The 20,666-nt window shown below is 57.6% G+C and carries 17 protein-coding genes and 1 riboswitch; of the genes, 5 read left to right on the top strand and 12 right to left on the bottom strand.

Translation table 11 applies throughout. The annotated features are described in order from the left end of the window. Positions 1–6 precede the first annotated feature (6 nt). The 4 genes from polB to araB form a co-directional block, all read right to left on the bottom strand. Positions 7–2,364 (bottom strand): DNA polymerase II, encoded by a 2,358-nt coding sequence (gene polB, locus C3451_RS06300; RefSeq protein WP_045622493.1) that lies wholly within the window; start codon positions 2,362–2,364, stop codon positions 7–9. Between the two features lie 156 nt (positions 2,365–2,520). Beyond that, the gene (araD, locus tag C3451_RS06295; protein WP_022647024.1) at positions 2,521–3,216 is read right to left on the bottom strand and encodes an L-ribulose-5-phosphate 4-epimerase; all 696 of its coding nucleotides are present in this window, start codon (positions 3,214–3,216) and stop codon (positions 2,521–2,523) included. Positions 3,217–3,302: 86 nt separating this feature from the next. Continuing rightward, a complete protein-coding gene (araA, locus tag C3451_RS06290) occupies positions 3,303–4,805 on the bottom strand; it encodes an L-arabinose isomerase (protein ID WP_015572656.1) in 1,503 nt (500 codons plus the stop codon). Between the two features lie 10 nt (positions 4,806–4,815). Further along, positions 4,816–6,525, bottom strand: a complete 1,710-nt coding sequence (gene araB / locus C3451_RS06285) for a ribulokinase (protein WP_045622486.1) — start codon at positions 6,523–6,525, stop codon at positions 4,816–4,818. A 335-nt stretch (positions 6,526–6,860) separates the two neighbouring features. Between araB and araC the strand changes: the two genes are divergently transcribed. Together araC and C3451_RS06275 are read left to right on the top strand one after the other, a co-directional pair. Next, a complete protein-coding gene (gene araC / locus C3451_RS06280; protein WP_032625458.1) occupies positions 6,861–7,706 on the top strand; it encodes an arabinose operon transcriptional regulator AraC in 846 nt (281 codons plus the stop codon). A gap of 118 nt (positions 7,707–7,824) precedes the next feature. Continuing rightward, positions 7,825–8,592, top strand: coding sequence for a DedA family protein (locus C3451_RS06275; protein WP_017383796.1), 768 nt, complete (start codon positions 7,825–7,827; stop codon positions 8,590–8,592). A 43-nt stretch (positions 8,593–8,635) separates the two neighbouring features. Here the strand turns inward: C3451_RS06275 and thiQ are convergent, their stop codons facing one another. From thiQ to sgrR, 4 genes are all read right to left on the bottom strand, one after another. Continuing rightward, entirely contained in the window at positions 8,636–9,337 is a 702-nt protein-coding gene (thiQ, locus tag C3451_RS06270; protein ID WP_032621321.1) for a thiamine ABC transporter ATP-binding protein ThiQ, read from the bottom strand. Beyond that, positions 9,321–10,931 carry a thiamine/thiamine pyrophosphate ABC transporter permease ThiP gene (thiP, locus tag C3451_RS06265; protein ID WP_045622485.1) on the bottom strand — a complete coding sequence of 537 codons (1,611 nt, stop codon included), beginning with the start codon at positions 10,929–10,931 and terminating at the stop codon, positions 9,321–9,323. Before thiP ends, thiQ begins: the two co-directional genes overlap by 17 nt. Then, the gene (gene thiB / locus C3451_RS06260) at positions 10,907–11,890 is read right to left on the bottom strand and encodes a thiamine ABC transporter substrate binding subunit (RefSeq protein ID WP_045308059.1); all 984 of its coding nucleotides are present in this window, start codon (positions 11,888–11,890) and stop codon (positions 10,907–10,909) included. Before thiB ends, thiP begins: the two co-directional genes overlap by 25 nt. 31 nt (positions 11,891–11,921) lie before the next feature. Next, positions 11,922–12,022, bottom strand: a riboswitch (TPP riboswitch). Between the two features lie 36 nt (positions 12,023–12,058). Then, positions 12,059–13,714 carry an HTH-type transcriptional regulator SgrR gene (gene sgrR / locus C3451_RS06255; RefSeq protein WP_124304255.1) on the bottom strand — a complete coding sequence of 552 codons (1,656 nt, stop codon included), beginning with the start codon at positions 13,712–13,714 and terminating at the stop codon, positions 12,059–12,061. Positions 13,715–13,802: 88 nt separating this feature from the next. Between sgrR and sgrT the strand changes: the two genes are divergently transcribed. From sgrT to C3451_RS06240, 3 genes are all read left to right on the top strand, one after another. Beyond that, complete coding sequence (gene sgrT, locus C3451_RS06250; RefSeq protein WP_003856388.1) at positions 13,803–13,955, top strand: glucose uptake inhibitor SgrT; 153 nt, start codon at positions 13,803–13,805, stop codon at positions 13,953–13,955. A 120-nt stretch (positions 13,956–14,075) separates the two neighbouring features. Next, positions 14,076–15,254, top strand: coding sequence for a sugar efflux transporter (locus C3451_RS06245; protein WP_022647031.1), 1,179 nt, complete (start codon positions 14,076–14,078; stop codon positions 15,252–15,254). 216 nt (positions 15,255–15,470) lie between these two features. Then, a complete protein-coding gene (locus C3451_RS06240; protein ID WP_010427008.1) occupies positions 15,471–15,623 on the top strand; it encodes a Hok/Gef family protein in 153 nt (50 codons plus the stop codon). A 92-nt stretch (positions 15,624–15,715) separates the two neighbouring features. Here C3451_RS06240 and leuD read toward each other — a convergent pair whose 3' ends face one another. Genes leuD through leuA form a run of 4 tightly spaced genes read right to left on the bottom strand, consistent with a single transcriptional unit; the run spans position 15,716 to position 20,397 of the window. Further along, entirely contained in the window at positions 15,716–16,321 is a 606-nt protein-coding gene (leuD, locus tag C3451_RS06235) for a 3-isopropylmalate dehydratase small subunit (RefSeq protein ID WP_045622483.1), read from the bottom strand. Positions 16,322–16,331: 10 nt separating this feature from the next. Beyond that, positions 16,332–17,732 carry a 3-isopropylmalate dehydratase large subunit gene (gene leuC / locus C3451_RS06230; RefSeq protein WP_038415324.1) on the bottom strand — a complete coding sequence of 467 codons (1,401 nt, stop codon included), beginning with the start codon at positions 17,730–17,732 and terminating at the stop codon, positions 16,332–16,334. Positions 17,733–17,734: 2 nt separating this feature from the next. Then, positions 17,735–18,826: a 3-isopropylmalate dehydrogenase gene (gene leuB / locus C3451_RS06225; RefSeq protein ID WP_022647034.1), complete on the bottom strand. Its 1,092-nt coding sequence runs from the start codon at positions 18,824–18,826 to the stop codon at positions 17,735–17,737. Beyond that, a complete protein-coding gene (gene leuA, locus C3451_RS06220; protein WP_045622482.1) occupies positions 18,826–20,397 on the bottom strand; it encodes a 2-isopropylmalate synthase in 1,572 nt (523 codons plus the stop codon). The genes leuB and leuA overlap by 1 nt, the downstream gene beginning before the upstream one ends. Positions 20,398–20,666: the final 269 nt, after the last annotated feature.

Raw genomic sequence — 20,666 nt, 5'->3', positions numbered from 1 at the left:
CACGCGTCAAAATAGCCCAAGTTGTCCTGTCACTAGTGTAGCAAAGTCGTCGTTGATGAACGGTAAAATTCCCTCCGCAACAGGCTGAAGCTGGCGGGTCAGGTAGTGATCGTAATCGAGCGGAGACTGCTGGTAATCAACGGGTTCTGGTCCGTTCGTTGTCCAGACGTATTTGATCGTTCCCCGGTTCTGATACTGCGGCGCGCGGCCCCGGCGAACGTTCTCTTCATCCGCCAGCCGCGCCGCGCGGACGTGCGGAGGAACATTACGCTGGTAGTCCGCCAGCGGGCGGCGCAGGCGCTTGCGATACACCAGCTGCGCGTCAAGTTCGCCCGCCATCAGGCTGGCTATCGTCTCGCGCACGTAGTCCTGATACGGCTCATTGCGGAACACCCGCAGATAAAGCGTTTGCTGAAACTGCTGTGCCAGCGGCGTCCAGTCGGTGCGCACTGTCTCCAGCCCTTTAAACACCATCCGCTGCTTGTCGCCTTCCTGAATCAGTCCGGCGTAGCGCTTCTTGCTGCCCTGGTCGGTCCCGCGAATGGTCGGCATTAAAAAGCGGGCAAAATGGGTTTCAAACTCCAGCTCTAACGCACTGGTTAACCGCTCTTTTTGCAAACTTTCGCGCCACCAGGCGTTCACGAAGGCGACCAGTTCTTTGCCGATTTGCGCGGCGTCGTCTTCTGAACGGGCCGATTTCAGCCAGACAAAGGTGGAATCGGTGTCGCCATAAATAACGTCATAACCCCGGGATTCAATCAACGCTTTGGTCTGGCGCATAATGTCGTGCCCGCGCATGGTGATGGACGACGCCAGACGCGGATCAAAGAAGCGGCAGGCGCTGGTGCCCAGCACCCCGTAAAAGGCGTTCATAATGATTTTCAGCGCCTGTGAGAGCGGCTTGTTGCCGTGGCGTTTTGCCTCGTCGCGGCCGTGCCAGATGTTTCCCACGATCTCAGGCAGGCAGTGTTTTTCGCGCGAGAAGCGTGCCCCGAGAAAACCTTCAGTACTGTGCGCATCGTCTGGCTGCGCCATCCCCTCGACCAGCCCTACCGGATCAATCAGAAATGTGCGGATAATCGACGGGTACAGACTTTTATAATCCAGCACCAGCACCGAATCATACAGCCCGGGCCGTGAATCCATCACGTAACCTCCGGGACTGGCCTGCGGCGGCACGTCGCCGAGGTTAGGGGCCACATAGCCCGCCCGGTGCATCCGCGGGAAATAGAGGTGGCTGAAGGCCGCTACCGAGCCGCCGTGCCTGTCGACCGCGAGACCGTTCACCGTTGCGCGTTCCAGCAGGAAGGGCATGATCTCGGTTTTATGGAAAATCTGCGTTACCAGCTCACAGTCTTTCAGGTTATAGGTAGCGAGCGCTGGCTTATCCTCATTAAAGCGCCGGTCGATCTCGTCCATTCGGTCCCAGGGATTGTCGATGGATTTACCTTCGCCGAGCAGCGCCTGGGCGACCGCTTCCAGCGAGAAGGAAGAGAAGTTCCAGAAGGCGGATTTCAGCGCCTCGATGCCGTCGACAATCAGACGACCGTTAGCCTGTGCGAAGAATACGCCGTTCTTAAAACCGTGCTCACGCCACTCCAGCTCCGTGTTTCCGCGCCCTAACGTCAGGGGAATGCGGTACCGCTCGGCATGTTTTTGCAACACGCGCAGGTCAAACTGCACCACGTTCCAGCCGATCAGCACGTCGGGATCGTGCTCGGCAAACCACTGGTTAAGCTTCTCCAGCAGCTGTGGTCGGCTGGTAACGTATTCCAGATGAAAATCCAGCGCGGACGCATCGCCGTTTGGGGGCCCGAGCATATAGACAACCCGCTGCCCGCAGCCTTCAAGGCCGATGCAGTACAGCTCGCCGTGACGGGTGGTTTCGATATCCAGCGAGACCCACTTCAGCGGCGGGCGATAGTGCGGGTTAGGCTTCAGGCGCGCGTTCACGAGACAACCGTTCTGCTCAGCGCCGTCCACCCAGACGGGGGCGGTGATAAACCGCTCCATCAGAAAACGTTCCGGCGGGCGAATGTCCGCTTCGTAGAGCGTCACGCCCGCTTCGCGGAGCAATTTTTCATAGCGCATCAGCTGGCGATGGGCGCGGCAGTAGAGGCCATAAACCGGCTGGCGGTGGAAGTCTTTTAGCTCAAGGGGAGTAAGGCGCCAGCCGTTTTCACCGCGCAGCAGCTGCTTTACCTTCTCGACGTGGTGTTCAGGGATAAACGCCACGGACTCCTGAGGCGGCAGGGTAACGTGCAGCGGGCCGTTATCCGTCGCCAGCCAGAACGCAACCTCGGTGCCCTGAGGGGTATCCCGCCAGTGTCGGGTCAGTAAAAAGCCTTCTTGCGCCTGTGCCACGCCGCTATCCCACAAAACAAAACCAGGCCTGATTATAGCCTGGTTGAGGGGTGTTTGCTGGGGTTTTATACAGTGCCTGTTTTGCCGGATGGCGCTACGCTTATCCGGCCAACAGGATCCGTAGGCCCGATAAGCGCAGCGCCACCGGACAATGTTTTACTGCCCGTAGTACGCCTTCGCGCCGTGCTTGCGCAGATAATGCTTATCGAGCAGGGTTTGCTGCATATCCGGCAACTGCGGTGCCAGCTGGCGGCAGAAGATCCCCATGTAGGCGACTTCCTCCAGCACGATCGCGTTGTGCACCGCGTCCTCCGCGTTTTTACCCCAGGCAAACGGGCCGTGGGAGTGCACCAGCACGCCGGGCATTTGCGCCGCGTCGATACCCTGTTTTTCGAAGGTTTCGACGATCACGTTCCCGGTTTCCCATTCGTACTCACCGCCGATCTCCGCATCGGTCATCAGACGCGTGCAGGGAATGGTGCCGTAAAAGTAGTCCGCGTGGGTGGTGCCGGTGGCCGGAATAGGCTGGCCCGCCTGCGCCCAGATGGTCGCGTGACGCGAATGGGTATGCACAATCCCACCGATGGTCGGGAAGGCCTGATACAGCAGGCGGTGAGTGGGCGTATCGGAGGAGGGCTTTTTATCGCCTTCAACCACTTCACCCGTTTCGATGCTGACCACCACCATATCTTCCGCGGTCATCACCGTGTAATCCACGCCCGAAGGCTTGATCACGAACACGCCTTTTTCCCGGTCAACGGCGCTGACGTTGCCCCAAGTCAGGGTCACCAGGTTATGTTTTGGCAGCGCCAGGTTGGCTTCGAGTACCTGACGTTTGAGATCTTCTAACATTGTCGTCTCCTGCCGGATGGCGCTTCGCTTATCCGGCCTACAGAACCGTAGGCCCGGTAAACGAAATGCCACCGGGCATTCAGGGCTTAGCGTTTTGAACCGTAATAGACTTCGTTCCAGCGCAGCGCGTCTTTAAAGGCTGGCAGACGTGTGTCGTTATCAATCACGGTCAGTTCGATGTCGTGCAGCTCGGCAAACTGACGCATATCGTTCAGGTCAAGCGCGTGGCTGAAGACGGTGTGGTGCGCGCCGCCGGCCAGGATCCAGGCTTCCGACGCGGTTGGCAGGTCAGGCTGCGCTTTCCACAGGGCGTTGGCGACCGGCAGTTTCGGCAGAGAATGCGGAGTTTCCACAGCATCGACGCAGTTCACCAGCAGGCGGAAACGGTCGCCGAGGTCGATCAGGCTGGCGTTAATGGCCGGGCCGGTACGGGTGTTGAAGATCAGACGGGCCGGATCCGCTTTGCCGCCAATGCCGAGGTACTGCACATCGAGGATCGGTTTCTCTTCGACGGCGATAGAGGGACACACTTCCAGCATGTGCGAGCCGAGCACCAGATCGTTGCCGTTCTCGAAGTGGTAGGTGTAGTCCTCCATAAAGGAAGTGCCGCCCTGCAGACCGGTCGACATCACCTTCATGATGCGAAGCAGAGCGGCAGTTTTCCAGTCGCCTTCGCCCGCAAAACCGTAGCCCTGCTGCATCAGACGTTGTACCGCCAGACCCGGGAGCTGTTTCAGGCCGTGGAGATCTTCAAAGGTGGTGGTGAAGGCATGGAAGCCGCCCTGTTCCAGGAAGCGCTTCATGCCCAGTTCAATGCGTGCGGCATCCAGCACGTTCTGGCGCTTGTCACCGTTGACCTGTGCCGCAGGCGTCAGGCGGTAGCTGCTTTCGTACTCGTCCACCAGCGCGTTCACGTCGCCATCGCTGATGTCATTCACCACCTGCACCAGGTCGCCCACCGCCCAGGTATTTACGGAGAAGCCGAACTTGATCTGCGCGGCCACTTTATCACCGTCGGTTACGGCAACTTCACGCATGTTGTCGCCGAAACGCACCACTTTAAGGTGACGGGTATCCTGCTTAGAGACCGCCTGACGCATCCATGAGCCAATGCGTTTTTGTGCCTGGCCGTCCTGCCAGTGGCCGGTCACCACGGCATGTTGTTGACGCATACGTGCGCCGATGAAGCCGAACTCGCGACCGCCATGCGCGGTCTGGTTCAGGTTCATGAAGTCCATGTCGATGCTGTCCCACGGCAGGGAGGCGTTGAACTGAGTGTGGAATTGCAGCAGCGGTTTGTTGAGGATAGCCAGGCCGTTGATCCACATTTTGGCTGGCGAGAAGGTGTGCAGCCACACCACCAGGCCAGCGCATTTGTCATCGTAATTGGCATCGCGGCAGATGTTAGTGATTTCGTCCGGCGTAGTACCCAGCGGCTTCAGCACCAGTTTGCACGGCAGTTTGGCTTCCGCGTTCAGCGCATTCACAACGTGCTCCGCGTGTTTCGTCACCTGCTGCAACGCTTCCGGTCCGTATAAATGCTGGCTGCCAATCACAAACCACACTTCATAATTATTAAAAATGGTCATTATCGTGTCCTTAATGTGTCAGGGTTGCCGTAGTGTCCGCGGTGCTTTTGGCCGGGGCGGCGACAGGGAGATAGTGAAGTTCGGCGCTTTTTGCCCATTGCTGGTAGCGCTGATAAAGCTGTTCAAAGCGTTGTGCCTGCTGAGCCTGCGGCTGGAGTGTACTTTCGACGGCGCTCGCCATATGCTGTTGCGCGGTCGGGATATCCGCATGGACGCCTGCGGCCACGGCCGCGAAAATCGCTGCGCCCAGCGCACAGCACTGATCGGAGGCCACAATTTGCAGCGGACGGTTGAGCACGTCGCAGCAGGCCTGCATGATCACCGGGTTTTTACGGGCGATACCGCCCAAAGCCATCACGTTGTTCACGTCAATGCCCTGCCCGGTGAAGCACTCCATAATGGCGCGCGCGCCGAACGCGGTGGCGGCGATCAGGCCGCCAAACAGCGCGGGCGCGTCGGTCGCCAGGTTGAGATCGGTAATCACCCCTTTCAGACGCTGGTTGGCAAACGGCGTACGACGGCCATTGAACCAGTCCAGCACCACCGGCAGGTGATCGAGAGACGGATTTTTTGCCCAGGCTTCGGTGAGCTGCGGCAGGAGCTGTTTTTTGCTCGCGGTAATCTGGGTTTTCAGTTCAGGATGCGCGGCCGCCAGCTGATCCAGCGGCCAGCCGAGCACCCGGCCAAACCAGGCGTAGATATCGCCAAACGCGGACTGACCCGCTTCGAGGCCGATAAAATCGGGCACCACGCTGCCGTCAACCTGACCGCAGATACCCTTCACCGCGCGGTCGCCAACGGTCGTTTTATCCGCCGTCAGAATGTCGCAGGTGGAGGTGCCAATCACTTTCACCAGCGTGTTAGGCTGCGCACCCGCGCCCACGGCGCCCATATGGCAGTCGAACGCGCCGCCGGAAATGGTCACGTTTTGCGGCAGACCGAGGCGTTTCGCCCACTCTTCGCAGAGCATGCCGACCGGAATATCGGCGGTGAAGGTGTCGGTAAACAGCGGGTATGTCAGGTTTTTGTTGATGATCGGGTCGAGTTCATCGAAGAACGCTGCCGGAGGCAGACCACCCCAGCTTTCATGCCACAGCGATTTATGCCCGGCGCTGCAACGGCCACGGCGAATAGCCTGCGGGCGAGTGGTGCCGGAAAGCAGAGCGGGAACCCAGTCGCACAGCTCAATCCATGACGCCGCTGCCTGTGCGACCGACGCGTCCGCGCGGGTAACGTGCAGGATTTTTGCCCAGAACCATTCGCTGGAGTAGATCCCGCCGATGTAGCGCGAGTAGTCGGTTTTGCCCGGCTGGTGGCATAAGCGGGTGATGGCTTCCGCCTCTTCCACGGCGGTATGGTCTTTCCACAGCACAAACATGGCGTTCGGGTTATCGGCAAACTCCGGGCGAAGCGCCAGTACGCGGCCTTCTGCATCAACCGGGGCCGGCGTTGAACCGGTACTGTCGACGCCAATCCCCACGACGTCGGCCCGCTGGGCATCCGTCAGCTCCGCCAGCACGGTTTTGATCGCCGCTTCCATTGATTCAATGTAATCGCGCGGGTGGTGACGGAACTGGTTGTTCGGCGCATCGCAGTAGCGCCCCTCTTGCCAGCGCGGATACCACTCAACGCTGGTTGCTATCTCCCGGCCAGTCGTACAGTCCACTGCCAGCGCGCGAACTGAGTCGCTGCCAAAATCGAGGCCAATTGCAATTGCCATGGTGTTGCTCCATCCAAAACAGGTATGGAAGAACATTAGAGACTGAGGACAAAGATCGTCAGGCAGGATCCGCTAATCTTATGGACTAAATTGCTGTAGCAGCGGAAAGTGTGACGCCGTGCAAATATTCAATGTGGACATTTCTGCCGTACTTATAGACACTTTTGTTACTGCTTATCCGCCCGTGCTGGCGGAGAAATCAGGGGAAAAGGCTGAAACATGGCGGACGTAAAAGAGGCGTGATGCTTTTTGGATCTTTTCGCGGGCCATTTTTATACTGCTTTTATCGATATGGACAATTGGTTTCCTTCAGGACCCTTGGGAGAACTGAATCTATGGCCGAACCGCAAAACGATCCCCTGCTGCCGGGATACTCATTTAACGCCCATCTGGTGGCGGGGCTGACGCCCATTGAGGCCGAGGGGTATCTCGATTTCTACGTCGATCGACCGCTCGGAATGAAAGGGTATATTCTGAACCTGACCGTTCGCGGGGAAGGGGTGATTAAAAACGGCGATCGGCAGTTTATCTGCCGCCCCGGCGATATGCTGCTGTTCCCGCCGGGGGAGATCCACCACTACGGGCGCCACCCGGATGCCAAAGAGTGGTATCACCAGTGGGTCTATTTCCGTCCGCGCGCCTACTGGCAGGAGTGGCTCTCGTGGCCGGCCATTTTCGCGCAAACCGGTTTTTATCGCCCGGATGAGGCGCATCTGGCGCAGTTCCGTGAGCTGTTTGCACAGATTATTGAGGCAGGGCAGGCGGGAGGGCGCTACGCTGAACTGCTGGCCATCAATCTGCTTGAACAGGTGCTGCTGCGCCGCATGGAGGCCATCAACGAGTCGCTTAATCCGCCGCTGGACAACCGCGTCCGCGACGCCTGCCAGTACATCAGCGACCACCTTGCCGACAGCCAGTTTGATATTGCCAGCGTCGCCCAGCATGTGTGCCTGTCGCCGTCACGGCTGTCGCATCTGTTCCGCCAGCAGCTTGGCGTGAGCGTACTCAGCTGGCGCGAGGATCAGCGCATCAGCCAGGCGAAACTGCTGCTCAGCACCACCCGAATGCCTATCGCCACCGTCGGGCGTAACGTCGGCTTTGAAGATCAGCTCTATTTCTCTCGCGTGTTTAAGAAGTGCACCGGTGCCAGCCCGAGCGAATTCCGTGCGGGATGTGAATAATCGGTAAACATTCAGGTGAACTTCAGGCGCATCTTGTAAACTATTCAGACAATTGATGCCTTGACGCGGTGCAGGGCGCTAAGCAGAATCGCTGATTCGTTTTCTGACCGGAATAGTTATGCAGGCATTGCTGGAACATTTTATTACCCAGTCCGTTATGTATTCGCTCATCGCCGTGGCGCTGGTGGCGTTTCTGGAGTCGCTGGCGCTGGTCGGGCTGATCCTGCCCGGCACCGTGATGATGGCGGGGCTTGGGGCGCTTATCGGCAGCGGCGAGGTCAATTTCTGGCAGGCGTGGATGGCCGGTATTATCGGCTGTTTGCTGGGGGACTGGATCTCCTTCTGGCTGGGCTGGCGCTTTAAGAAGCCGCTACACCGCTGGTCGTTCATGAAAAAAAACAAAGCGCTGCTGGATAAAACCGAGCACGCGCTGCACCAGCACAGCATGTTCACCATCCTCGTGGGGCGCTTCGTTGGGCCAACGCGTCCACTGGTGCCGATGGTGGCCGGGATGCTGGATCTGCCCGTCGCGAAGTTTGTGGTGCCGAACATTATCGGCTGCGTCTTCTGGCCGCCGTTCTACTTCCTGCCGGGTATCCTGGCGGGCGCGGCGATTGATATTCCTGACGGTATGCAAAGCGGTGAGTTTAAATGGCTGCTGCTGGGTACGGCGGTGCTGCTGTGGCTGGCGGTTTGGCTCTGCTGGCGCCTGTGGCGCAGCGCGAAAGCGAGCGTCGATCGCCTGACCCGCTATCTCCCGCGCACGCGCCTGCTCTGGCTGGCCCCACTTACGCTCGGCGTGGCGGTGGTAGCGCTGGTGGCGCTGATCCGTCACCCGCTGATGCCGGTGTACGGAGAGATCCTGTTGAAGGTGGTGAGCCGTTAAGGTGTTTTCCCTCTCCCCGTGGGAGAGGGCCAGGGTGAGGGCATCAGACCGCACGAATGCCCAACAATGAAGATGCCCCTGCGTTACCACTCAGAAGTTCTTCTGTTTCTCCATCCCACAAAATACGTCCCTCTGCGATCACCACCGATCGCGGCGCGATGCGTGCGGCATCTTCAATGCTGTGCGAAACCATCAGCATCGTCAGTTGCTCGCGCTCGCACACCTCCTCAACCAGCGAGAGCATCTCCTGGCGCAGAGCCGGGTCGAGCGCCGAAAAGGGTTCGTCGAGCAGCAGCAGCGGCTGCTCGCGCACCAGACAGCGTGCCAGCGCCACGCGCTGGCGCTGGCCGCCGGAAAGCTCCCCCGGAAGTCTGTTGATAAACGCAGACAGGCCCATTTGTTCGGCGATCGCCTCCAGCGTCTGACGCTGCGCAGCACTGAGCTTTAACCCCGGATCCATACCCAGCGCGATGTTCTGCCAGACCGTAAGATGATTGAACAGATTGTTTTCCTGAAACAGCATCGACACCGGGCGCTTAGCCGGCGGAGCGTAGGTAAACTCGCCGTTATCAATGACGATCGACCCGCTGGCAGGCTGCAAAAAACCGGCAATCAGATTGAGCAGGGTACTTTTTCCGGCCCCGCTGGGGCCAAGCACTGCGATTCGCTCTCCCTGACGAACGGAGAGGGTAAAACGCATTGGCAGGTGCTCATAAAGCCAGGTTACATCAGTCAGTTTTAACATCACGCCCCGGAAGTTTTTCGATAACGGTAAATAACGCAAAGCACAGCAGCAACAGGAGCAGCGCCGTGACGGCGCCGTCCTGGCTACGATAGGAGCCAATTTGCTGATAAAGCCAGAACGGCAGCGTGCGGAAATCCTCGTTGCCGAAGAGCGCCACTACGCCAAAATCGCCAATCGACAGCACGCAGGCAAACGCCAGCGCCTGGGCGAGCGGACGTTTCAGTGCGCGCAATTCTACCACCTTCAGACGCTGCCAGCCCTGCATGCCCAGCGACTGACACAGCAAGCTGTAGCGGCTGTTGACGTCGCGCATCGGGTTTTCCAGTACCTTGAGCGCGTAAGGGATGGCCATCAGTGCGTTGGTAAAAATGACGATGCCGTCGGCGCTTTCCGGCAGGCCGATGGTGCTGTTGAACAGTAAAAAGAATCCGGTCGCCAGCACAATGCCCGGCATCGCCAGGATCAGCATACCCGTCAGTTCCAGCGCGTGTCCGGCTTTACGGGCATGACGCGCGTACAGCTCGCGGCTGCTCCAGAGCAGCATCATGGTCAGGATCACGCACAGTAGCCCGGCTGCCAGCGCAATGCGCAAGGAGGTCCACGTCGCTTGCCACAGGACAGGTTGTTGCAGTACCGACAACACATTGCGATTCAGTCCATCAACGATAACGGCCAGCAGCGGGGGCAGCAAAAGCAGGAGTGCCAGTGCGATCAGCATAAAATCCGCGACGCGGCTATACAGGCTGTCCTGCGGATCGCGCCAGCCCGTCATGTTATTGCTTCCTGTGGGGATCGTTTTGCTTAGCCTCTGGCTGAGTAACACCAGTGCCAGACAGCATACCATCTGCACGATCGCCAGCAGCGCGGCGCGGCCCGGATCGTAGTCGTAACTTAAAGCCTGATAGATCGCCAGCTCAATGGTGGTGGCCTGCGGCCCGCCGCCGAGAGAAAGTACGGTCGCGAAGCTGGCAAAGCAGAGCATAAAGATTAGCGCGGCAACCGGGGCAATCTGGCGTCGCAGCCACGGCCATTCGACAAAGCGGAAGAACGACCAGCCGCGCATGCCAAGCTGGGCGGCAATCTGACGCTGCTCACCGGGAATGTTTTCCAGCGCCTGTAAAAAGAGGCGCGTGGCCATCGGCATATTGAAAAAAATATGCGCCAGCAGAATGCCTTTCAGGCCGTATGGCGAGAAGGTCCATTCCAGACCAAGCAGGTTGAAAAGGAATGCCAGCCATCCCTGCCGACCGTAGACGCTCAGAATGCCGAACACCGCCACCAGCACGGGCAGGATCAGCGTCATCGCGCACAGCCGCAGCAGGGCAAGCCTGCCGGGGAAACGTCTGCGATAGAGGGCGCGCGCGAGGAAAATGGCCGGGAGCGTCGACAGCAGCGCGGAGAGAAACGCCTGCCAGAAGGAGAAACGGATGACGTGCCAGAGATAGCTATCGTGCCAGAGCGCGAGCAGATCGCTCTCTGGCGCGTTAAACCACAGCGCGAGAAACGCTCCCAGGCTGACGACCACCATCAGTATAGCGGCGAGCAGCCCGGGAACTAACCAGCCGGGGATCAGCGGCTGACGGCGCGTTGCCATTCACTTATCCATGCGGCGCGCTGGGTGGCAACCTGCTGCGGCGTAAATTCCAGGGAGGTTTGCGGTTTGTTCAGCTGCTCAAAACCTGCCGGCAGCGCAACATCAGTGACCGGGTACATCCAGTTTCCTGTCGGAATAGTATTCTGGAATGCCGGTGAAACCATAAACTTCAGGAATTTCTCGGCGAGCTCCGGCTGTTTGCTCGCGGCGGTGCGGGCGGCCACTTCCACCTGCAAATAATGCCCTTCAGCAAAGTTCGCGGCGGCGTAGTTGTCTTTCTTCTCGGCGATAATGTGGTAGGCCGGAGAAGTCGTGTAGCTCAGCACAAGGTCGCTTTCGCCTTTCAGGAACAGGCCGTAGGCTTCGCTCCAGCCTTTGGTGACGGTAACGGTTTTCGCAGCCAGTTTCTGCCACGCCTCAGGCGTTTTGTCGCCATAGACTTTCTGCATCCACAACAGCAGCCCCAGACCCGGCGTGCTGGTGCGCGGATCCTCATAAATCACGCGCCACTTCTGATCGCTTTCGACCAGCTCTTTCAGGCTTTTGGGCGGATTCTTCAGCTTGTTTTTATCGTAGACAAACGCAAAGTAACCGTAATCAAAGGGAACGAAGGTGTCGTTTTTCCAGCCGCCCGGCACGTTGACGGCATCTGCCGCCACGCCGCTTTTGGCGAACAGTCTGGTTTGAGTGGCGGCTTGCAGCAGGTTGTTATCCAGCCCGAGCACCACGTCGGCTTTGCTGTTTTTGCCTTCCATACGCAGCCGGTTAAGCAGAGAGACACCATCTTCCAGTGCCACGAATTTCAGCTCGCAGTTGCAGTCGGCTTCAAAGGCTTTTTTCACCGCCGGGCCGGGGCCCCAGTCGGCGGAGAAGGAGTCGTAGGTGTAGACCGTCAGGACAGGCTTAGCAAAAACAGGCAGCGCAAACAGCGCCAGCAGAGGAAGAACGTTTTTTAACACTTTGCACCTCAGGGTTGAGTGGCAAAGGATTTTGAGAGACAGCCTCAAATCCCTTCGCCGGCGTTATCCGGATCAGGTTCGACGGGTATTATCTCAGCGCACATCAGTGATGCAGCACCCCGTTGAGAACGGCGCTATTGTAATGATTTGGTGAATATTACGAAAGCGTTATGGCTCCGGCGGCGCAAACCACGCGGATTTAAAATCAAACCAGCCCAGGGTATTCATTCGCAGGCCGCGCATGCTGCGCTGCCCTTGGATCAGCAGCCAGTGGTGAATCAACGGTACGATCGTCTGCCCGGCCAGCAGCTCCTGACACCAGGCGGCCAGATCCATTTCTCCTGCCCGCCACCGTGCGGCGTCTCGCTGCCAGTCCCGATTGATACAGTGCTGAATCAGGGGCACTTCATACAGGTGAGAGAAGAGCGAAAAATCAAGCGGCAGCGTGAAGTTCGCACTGTTGAGCCAGATATCGCTGATAACATCTCCACGGTGCCATTCATCATAGTCCACTTCCTGTATCGCCAGCGTCACGCCCTCGGCTGCCAGCAGCTTACTCATGATCCTTGCGATAAACCGGTGTTCAATGTGATCGCGATAGTAGCTGAGGGTGATGGTCTCCAGTCCGGCAGGTTTTTCACTGCGTACTGGCTGCGCATGGTGCCAGCGCGGAAGCAGGCCATAGGCCGGGAACCACCAGGTCTGGTATTGCTCCTCTGCGTGATAAATCAGGTTAGCGGGCGCCAGAACATGGCTGATCCACCTGCGTACGTCGTGATTCGCCCCGCGATGGCTGCGGCTATCGAAGAGCAGGTAATAGCAGCCCTCCTCCAGGCGGCTTTCGAACGCCTTTTCACCGGCTGTTGGCCCTTCCAGCGTCAGGCCTGCGCTCAGCTCTTCGTTGAGATCCGGTAGCACCCAGACGTTGACTTCGTCGATCAGCGCCCTATAGCCAAAGTAATCATCAAAGGCGCGGATCTTCAGCTGATTACTGTTGTTCCGTGAAACGGAGTAGGGGCCCGTACCAATCGGCTGGCTGGAAAAATTGTTCAGGGATCGCCACTCGGCAGGCAGGATCATCGAGGGCACGTAGCCCAGAAGCCACGGAAGCCATTTGTCCGGCTGCGATAGCTCAATATCCAGCGTCCATGCCGTTGGGGAGTGGATCCGCGCGATATGCGAGTAGAGCGGCAGCGTGCGGGCGCGCTCTAAGGAGTCGATAACGTCGCGCATCTCCAGCTCGCGTCCATGGTGGAAATGAATGCCGGGACGTAAAAAGAAGCGCCAGTGCAACGGAGACACCTGTTGCCAGTGATGGGCAATATCCGCTTCCAGTTCCCCGTTTTCCTCATTTATCCGCGTCAGGCCGCTAAAAATCTGCCGGGCCATGTAGGTTTCAGAGCGACGTAACGCCGTACCGGGCAACAGATTTTTCATTGGGCGATAGTAAAGCACTCGCAGAATGTGGCGTCCCTGACGAAAGCTGCGTCCCAGATGCGAGACCAGCATCTGGCGCACGGCGGCTTTGTCGCCCACCAGCTGGACCAGCTGATCGATGCGGTCTTGCTCCAGCAGATCCTCCGCCCGCTGTTGCTGCAACGCCAGGCCGGTATAGAGGAAAGTCAGGCGCGAGCGCTTACCGCGTCCGGCTTCGGCCTCCCAGTTTAGCCAGCCCTGCTGCTGCATGGTGTTAAGGAGGGTACGCATATGACGCCGGGAGCAGTTGAGGAGCTCAGCCAGCTCGTTCAGCGTGGTCTCCTGCGATTGCCCCTCGCAGCACTGCCAGAGGCGGATAAATTGTTGTTGCAGACGACCAGAAGGCATAAAAGAGGAACTCCTGACAAAAAATCAGCAATTTATTAATCCCTATATTAAGCCAATAATCCTTATCGATGAAGCGAGGAGGTAAATTATGAAGAGGTCTACCGCACGTCAGTTTTATCAGCACTATTTTTCAGCGACAAAGGGAGTGTCCTGGCTGGCCCGCCAGTGCGCAGAGCAGCGGCTGAGAATACTGGAAGATCTGATGCAGTGGGACGTTACGAAACCGACCTCTTCTCGCTAACTCGCCTCGATCATGTGTGACTGAGTATTGGTGCTAATCACCCGCCAGCAAAATGTTTTTGCTGGCTTTTTTCGTTTACTATTTCACCCAATTTCGATTCGCTTTCATAAGGACTTGCGCATGCTCTGGTTGATGACGATGGGGCGACGCCTGAACGGCGTGTACGCCGCTTTTATGCTGGTGGCCTTCATGATGGGCGTGGCCGGTGCGCTACAGGCGCCGACGCTGAGCCTGTTTCTCAGTCGTGAGGTTGGGGCGCAGCCATTTTGGGTAGGCCTGTTCTACACCGTCAACGCCATTGCCGGGATCCTCGTCAGCCTGTGGCTGGCGAAACGATCCGACAGCCAGGGCGATCGCCGCAAGCTGATCCTCTTTTGTTGCGCCATGGCCGTGGGCAACGCGTTGCTGTTTGCCTTTAATCGTCACTACCTGACGCTTATCACCTGTGGCGTGCTGTTGGCCTCTCTGGCGAACACCGCCATGCCGCAGCTCTTCGCTCTGGCCCGGGAGTACGCCGACAACTCGGCGCGGGAAGTGGTGATGTTCAGCTCGGTGATGCGTGCGCAGCTCTCTCTCGCATGGGTCATCGGCCCCCCGCTGGCGTTCATGCTGGCGCTGAACTACGGTTTCACCGTCATGTTCACCATCGCCGCGGGAATTTTTGCCATCAGCCTGGCGCTGATAGCCTTTGTGCTGCCATCGGTGGCGCGCGTAGAGCAGGTGACGGACAAGCCCATCACCCAGGTAAGCGGCTGGCAGGATAAAAACGTCCGCATGTTGTTTATCGCCTCCACGCTGATGTGGACCTGCAACACCATGTACATTATCGATATGCCGCTGTGGATCAGCAGCGATCTGGGACTGCCCGACAAGCTCGCGGGGATCCTGATGGGCACCGCTGCCGGGCTGGAGATCCCGGCGATGATTCTGGCGGGTTACTACGTAAAACGTTTCGGAAAGCGTCGGATGATGGTCGTCGCCGTGGCGGCTGGGGTGGTGTTCTACGCGGGGTTAATCCTTTTCCATTCGCGGGAAGCTTTGCTGGCGTTACAGCTATTTAACGCGGTATTTATCGGAATCGTTGCCGGGATCGGCATGCTCTGGTTCCAGGATTTAATGCCGGGGCGAGCAGGCTCCGCGACCACGCTGTTTACTAACAGTATCTCTACCGGCGTGATTCTGGCAGGGGTGATTCAGGGGGCGCTGTCGCAAAGCTATGGACATGCATCCGTGTACTGGGTGATCGCAGCGATTTCGGTCATCACGCTTGTGTTAACGTGCCGGGTTAAAGACGTTTGATTCTGGAAGGCGGCTTCACGAAATGAAACGATTTTCTGACAGGAGCAGAGAAGGCGCATAGAGTGCGTGACGGGTGCTTGAGGCTGTTTGCCTCAGGCTTTCGCAAGAGGCAAACAGTGGAGAGTCCCACATCAAAAAAATGATGGGGAGACCAACTTCACAACCAACATTGCGAGGTTAGTCTCTTCATTGCCGAAAAGCAATAAGGAGGCTGGAATGCCAAAACGTACTCTGCTGTTAGGTTTGTTTCTGATCTGTACGACGTTGTTGATCTTCACCTGGATGGTGCGTGACTCGCTGTGTGAGCTGCACTTCAGACAGGAGAAAACAGAGCTGGCGGCAGTGTTGGCTTACGAAGCAAAACGTTAGCGGTATTGGCGGGGAAAGTTTCCCCGCCTCTCCAGAGTGGTTACGCCTCAACGCACCCTTATCAATGGCCCGCGCCCTGCGGGCCATTGCCTTTAGCCCATAAACGCAGGCTGTTTTTTCTCGTAGGCGGAGATAGCCTCTTCGTGTTGCAGCGTCAGGCCAATGCTATCCAGACCGTTCAGCATGCAGTGGCGACGGAACGCATCAATGCTAAAGCTGTAGGTCTTGTCACCGGCTTTCACCACTTCTGCTTCCAGATCCACTTCAAACGACATCCCCGGATTTGCCTGCACCAGCGCAAACAGTTCATCGACCTGTTCGTCACTCAGCGTCACCGGCAGCAGCTGGTTGTTGAAGCTGTTGCCGTAGAAGATATCCGCGAAGCTTGGGGCGATAACCACTTTAAAACCGTAGTCGGTCAATGCCCATGGCGCGTGTTCACGCGACGATCCGCAGCCAAAGTTTTCCCGCGCCAGCAGAATGGAGGCGCCTTTGTATTGCGGAAAGTTCAGGACGAACTCCGGGTTCGGCACTTCGCCTTTATCGTCGAGGAAGCGCCAGTCGTTGAACAGATGCGCCCCAAAACCCGTGCGCGTCACTTTCTGCAAAAACTGTTTAGGAATGATCGCGTCAGTATCGACGTTAGCGGCGTCCAGCGGGACAACACGGCCCGTATGTTGGGTAAATTTCTCTGCCATGATTGTCTCCTTATTTCAGGCTGCGAATATCGGCGAAATGACCGGTGACTGCCGCAGCGGCGGCCATTGCCGGGCTGACCAGGTGGGTGCGCCCACCGCGGCCCTGACGGCCTTCAAAGTTACGGTTGCTGGTGGAGGCACAGCGCTCGCCCGGATTCAGGCGGTCGTTGTTCATCGCCAGACACATGGAGCAGCCGGGCAGGCGCCACTCGAAGCCTGCTTCGATAAAGATCTTATCCAGACCTTCCGCTTCCGCCTGGGCTTTCACCGGACCGGAGCCCGGCACAACCAGCGCCTGCACGCCCGGTGCCACTTTGCGGCCTTTTGCAATTTCTGCCGCAGCGCGTAAATCTTCGATACGGGAGTTAGTGCAGGAGCCGATGAACACTTTATCAATGCTCACGTCGGTCAGCGGTACGCCGGGTTTCAGCCCCATATAGGCCAGCGCCTTTTCCGCACTCGCGCGCTCGACCGGATCGGCGAAGGAAGCCGGGTCAGGAATGCTGTCGTTGACGGAAATGACCTGGCCCGGGTTGGTGCCCCAGGTGACTTGCGGGGCGATCTCTTCCGCCTGCAACGTCACAACGGTATCAAAAATTGCCCCCTCGTCCGTTTTCAGGGTTTTCCAGTACGCAACCGCGTCGTCAAAATTCTGTCCTTTCGGCGCATGAAGACGCCCCTTCACATAGTTGAAGGTGGTGTCGTCTGGGGCCACCAGGCCTGCTTTGGCACCCATCTCAATGGCCATGTTGCACAGGGTCATACGACCTTCCATGCTCAGCGCCTGAATAGCGTCGCCGCAGAACTCAACGACGTGACCGGTACCGCCTGCACTGCCGGTTTTGCCGATAATCGCCAGCACGATATCTTTCGCGGTGATACCCGGCGCGGCTTTCCCCTTCACTTCAATCTTCATGGTTTTGGCGCGGCCCTGCTTCAGGGTCTGCGTCGCCAGAACGTGTTCCACTTCAGAGGTGCCAATCCCGAACGCCAGGGCGCCAAATGCGCCGTGCGTCGCGGTGTGGGAGTCGCCGCAGACAATGGTCATGCCCGGCAGGGTAATACCCTGTTCAGGCCCCATTACGTGGACGATGCCCTGATAGGGGTGGTTCAGATCGTACAGCTCCACGCCAAACTCGTTACAGTTCTTAATCAGCTCCTGCATCTGGATACGCGCCATCTCGCCAGATGCATTAATGTCTTTGGTCTGGGTGGAAACGTTGTGATCCATCGTGGCAAAGGTTTTACCCGGCTGACGCACCGGGCGCTTGTGCGCACGCAGGCCGTCAAATGCCTGAGGAGACGTCACTTCGTGTACCAGATGACGGTCGATGTACAACAGTGGGGTTTCGTCTGGCGTCTCGTAAACAACGTGCGCATCAAACAACTTCTCATATAACGTCTTAGCCATGATTACACCCCTTCAGCGACATAGCGGGCAATGATGTCGCCCATTTCATCGGTACTGACTGCCGCCGTGCCGCGTGCTAAATCACCGGTACGGACGCCTTCTTCTAACGCCCGGTTAATGGCGTTTTCAATTGCGGTTGCTGCATCGCCTGCATCCAGGCTGTAGCGCAGCAGCAGAGCCAGGGAGAGGATCTGCGCAATCGGGTTGGCGATGTTTTTGCCTGCGATATCCGGCGCGGAGCCCCCCGCCGGTTCGTACAGGCCAAAGCCTTCTTCGTTCAGGCTGGCGGAGGGCAGCATGCCCATGGAGCCAGTGATCATGGCGCATTCATCCGAGAGAATATCGCCGAACAGGTTGGAGCACAGCAACACGTCAAACTGAGACGGATCTTTGATCAGCTGCATCGTTGCGTTGTCGATATACATATGCGACAGCGCAACGTCCGGGTACTGCTTAGCGACTTCACTGACGATTTCGCGCCACAAAATGGAAGACTGGAGCACGTTCGCTTTATCAATCGAGGTCACTTTACGGCGGCGTTTGCGCGCTGACTCAAACGCGATATGGGCGATACGTTCAATTTCAAAACGGTGATAGACCTCGGTATCAAACGCTTTCTCATGCTGACCGCTGCCTTCGCGACCTTTTGGCTGACCGAAGTAGATGCCGCCGGTCAGCTCACGCACGCAGAGAATGTCGAAACCGTTGGCCGCGATATCCGCGCGCAGCGGGCAAAACTCTTCCAGCCCCGGGTACAGCTTCGCCGGACGCAGGTTGCTGAACAGTTTGAAATGTTTACGCAGCGGCAGCAGCGCACCGCGCTCCGGCTGCTCTGCTGGCGGCAAATGTTCCCACTTAGGGCCGCCCACGGAGCCAAACAGCACGGCATCGGCATTTTCACAGCCTTCCACAGTGGCTTTCGGCAATGGCGTACCGTGGTTATCAATTGCAATACCGCCCACATCGTAGTGGCTGGTGGTAATTTTCATCGCAAAACGCGAACGAACGGCTTCCAGTACTTTCAGCGCCTGTGCCATCACTTCCGGGCCAATACCGTCACCCGGCAACACAGCAATATGGTAATTCTTCGACATCACACGGTTTCCTTGTTGTTCTCTTTATTCTGAGCTTTGCGTTGCAACTCTTTTTCGACTTCGGCGGCGCGCCAGATGTTGTTCAGGACATGCACCATCGCTTTCGCGGAGGATTCGACGATATCTGTCGCCAGACCCACACCGTGGAAGCGGCGACCGTTATAATTGACGACGATATCCACCTGACCCAGGGCGTCTTTACCGTGCCCTTTAGCCGTCAGGTCGTATTTCACCAGCTCTACGTCGTACTCAGTGACGCGGTTAATCGCCTGGTAAATGGCATCCACAGGGCCGTTGCCGTTGGCGGCTTCCGCTTTAATTTCATCCCCGCAGGCCAGCTTAACGGAGGCGGTGGCGATGTCGCTTGAGCCGGACTGGACGTTGAAGTAGTCCAGACGGAAGTGCTCTGGCTCTTCCTGCTGTTTGTTGATGAATGCCAGCGCTTCCAGATCGTAATCGAACACCTGGCCCTTCTTGTCCGCCAGCTTCAGGAAGGCGTCGTACAGCTGATCCATGTTGTAATCGCTGTCCTTGTAGCCCATCTCTTCCATACGGTGCTTCACTGCCGCGCGACCAGAGCGTGAGGTCAGGTTCAATTGAACCTGGTTCAGACCGATGGATTCCGGAGTCATGATTTCGTAGTTTTCACGGTTCTTCAGCACCCCATCCTGGTGGATACCGGAAGAGTGAGCGAACGCGCCCGTACCGACAATCGCTTTGTTGGCCGGAATCGGCATGTTGCAAATCTGGCTGACGGTCTGGCTGGTGCGCCAGATTTCGTTGTGATTGATGCGTGTGTGCACGTCCATGATGTCTTTGCGCACTTTGATCGCCATGATCACTTCTTCCAGCGAACAGTTGCCTGCGCGTTCGCCGATGCCGTTCATCGCGCCTTCTACCTGACGCGCGCCGGCGTGCACCGCCGCGATAGCATTGCCAACGGCCAGACCCAGGTCATCGTGGGTGTGTACAGAGATAATGGCTTTATCAATATTTGTTACGCGGTCATACAGACCGGTAATGATGTTGGCAAACTCAAACGGCATGGTGTAGCCGACGGTATCCGGGATGTTGATGGTTCTGGCTCCGGCATTAATAGCGGCTTCCACTACACGGGCCAAATCGTCAATCGGCGTGCGGCCTGCATCTTCACAGGAAAATTCCACGTCGTCAGTGTAGTTACGCGCCCGTTTAACCATATACACCGCACGTTCGATCACTTCATCCAGCGTGCTGCGCAACTTGGTTGCAATGTGCATGGGGGAGGTGGCAATAAAAGTATGGATACGGAAAGCTTCTGCAACTTTCAGGGATTCCGCGGCCACATCGATATCTTTCTCAACGCAGCGAGCCAGAGCGCACACGCGGCTGTTTTTGATGGTGCGGGCGATGGTCTGCACTGACTCAAAATCACCCGGCGAGGAGACAGGAAAACCGACCTCCATTACGTCTACACCCATGCGTTCCAGGGCCAGCGCAATTTGCAGTTTTTCTTTAACACTCAGGCTCGCCTGTAATGCCTGTTCACCGTCACGTAAAGTAGTATCGAAAATAACGACTTGCTGGCTCATGGGTTAGGTCCTTGTCAGTCTTAGGGCGCCTTGCTACGAGCATAAAAAAACCCGCGCAGTGGCGCGGGTTTTTAGTTTTACTGAAGACGATTCAACGCTGAATTTCGCCCGCCAGTCTACCGCGCACAGTGGATGCGTTTAGTAGTAGTAGACCGGTGAAACGAAGGGTGCGAATCATGAATCCTGCTCCAGGTGAATGCGATATGCTTTTAGTGGTACTGGATACGCCGACTCATGTCAACCCCTCCCGGACAAAACGGAGACCCAAC

The sequence above is a fragment of the Enterobacter sp. 301B genome, from assembly GCF_003850715.1.
Taxonomy (GTDB): domain Bacteria; phylum Pseudomonadota; class Gammaproteobacteria; order Enterobacterales; family Enterobacteriaceae; genus Enterobacter; species Enterobacter intestinihominis.
Note: the sequence above shows the minus strand (reverse complement) of the source record. Positions and strands in the feature narration are given on the sequence as shown.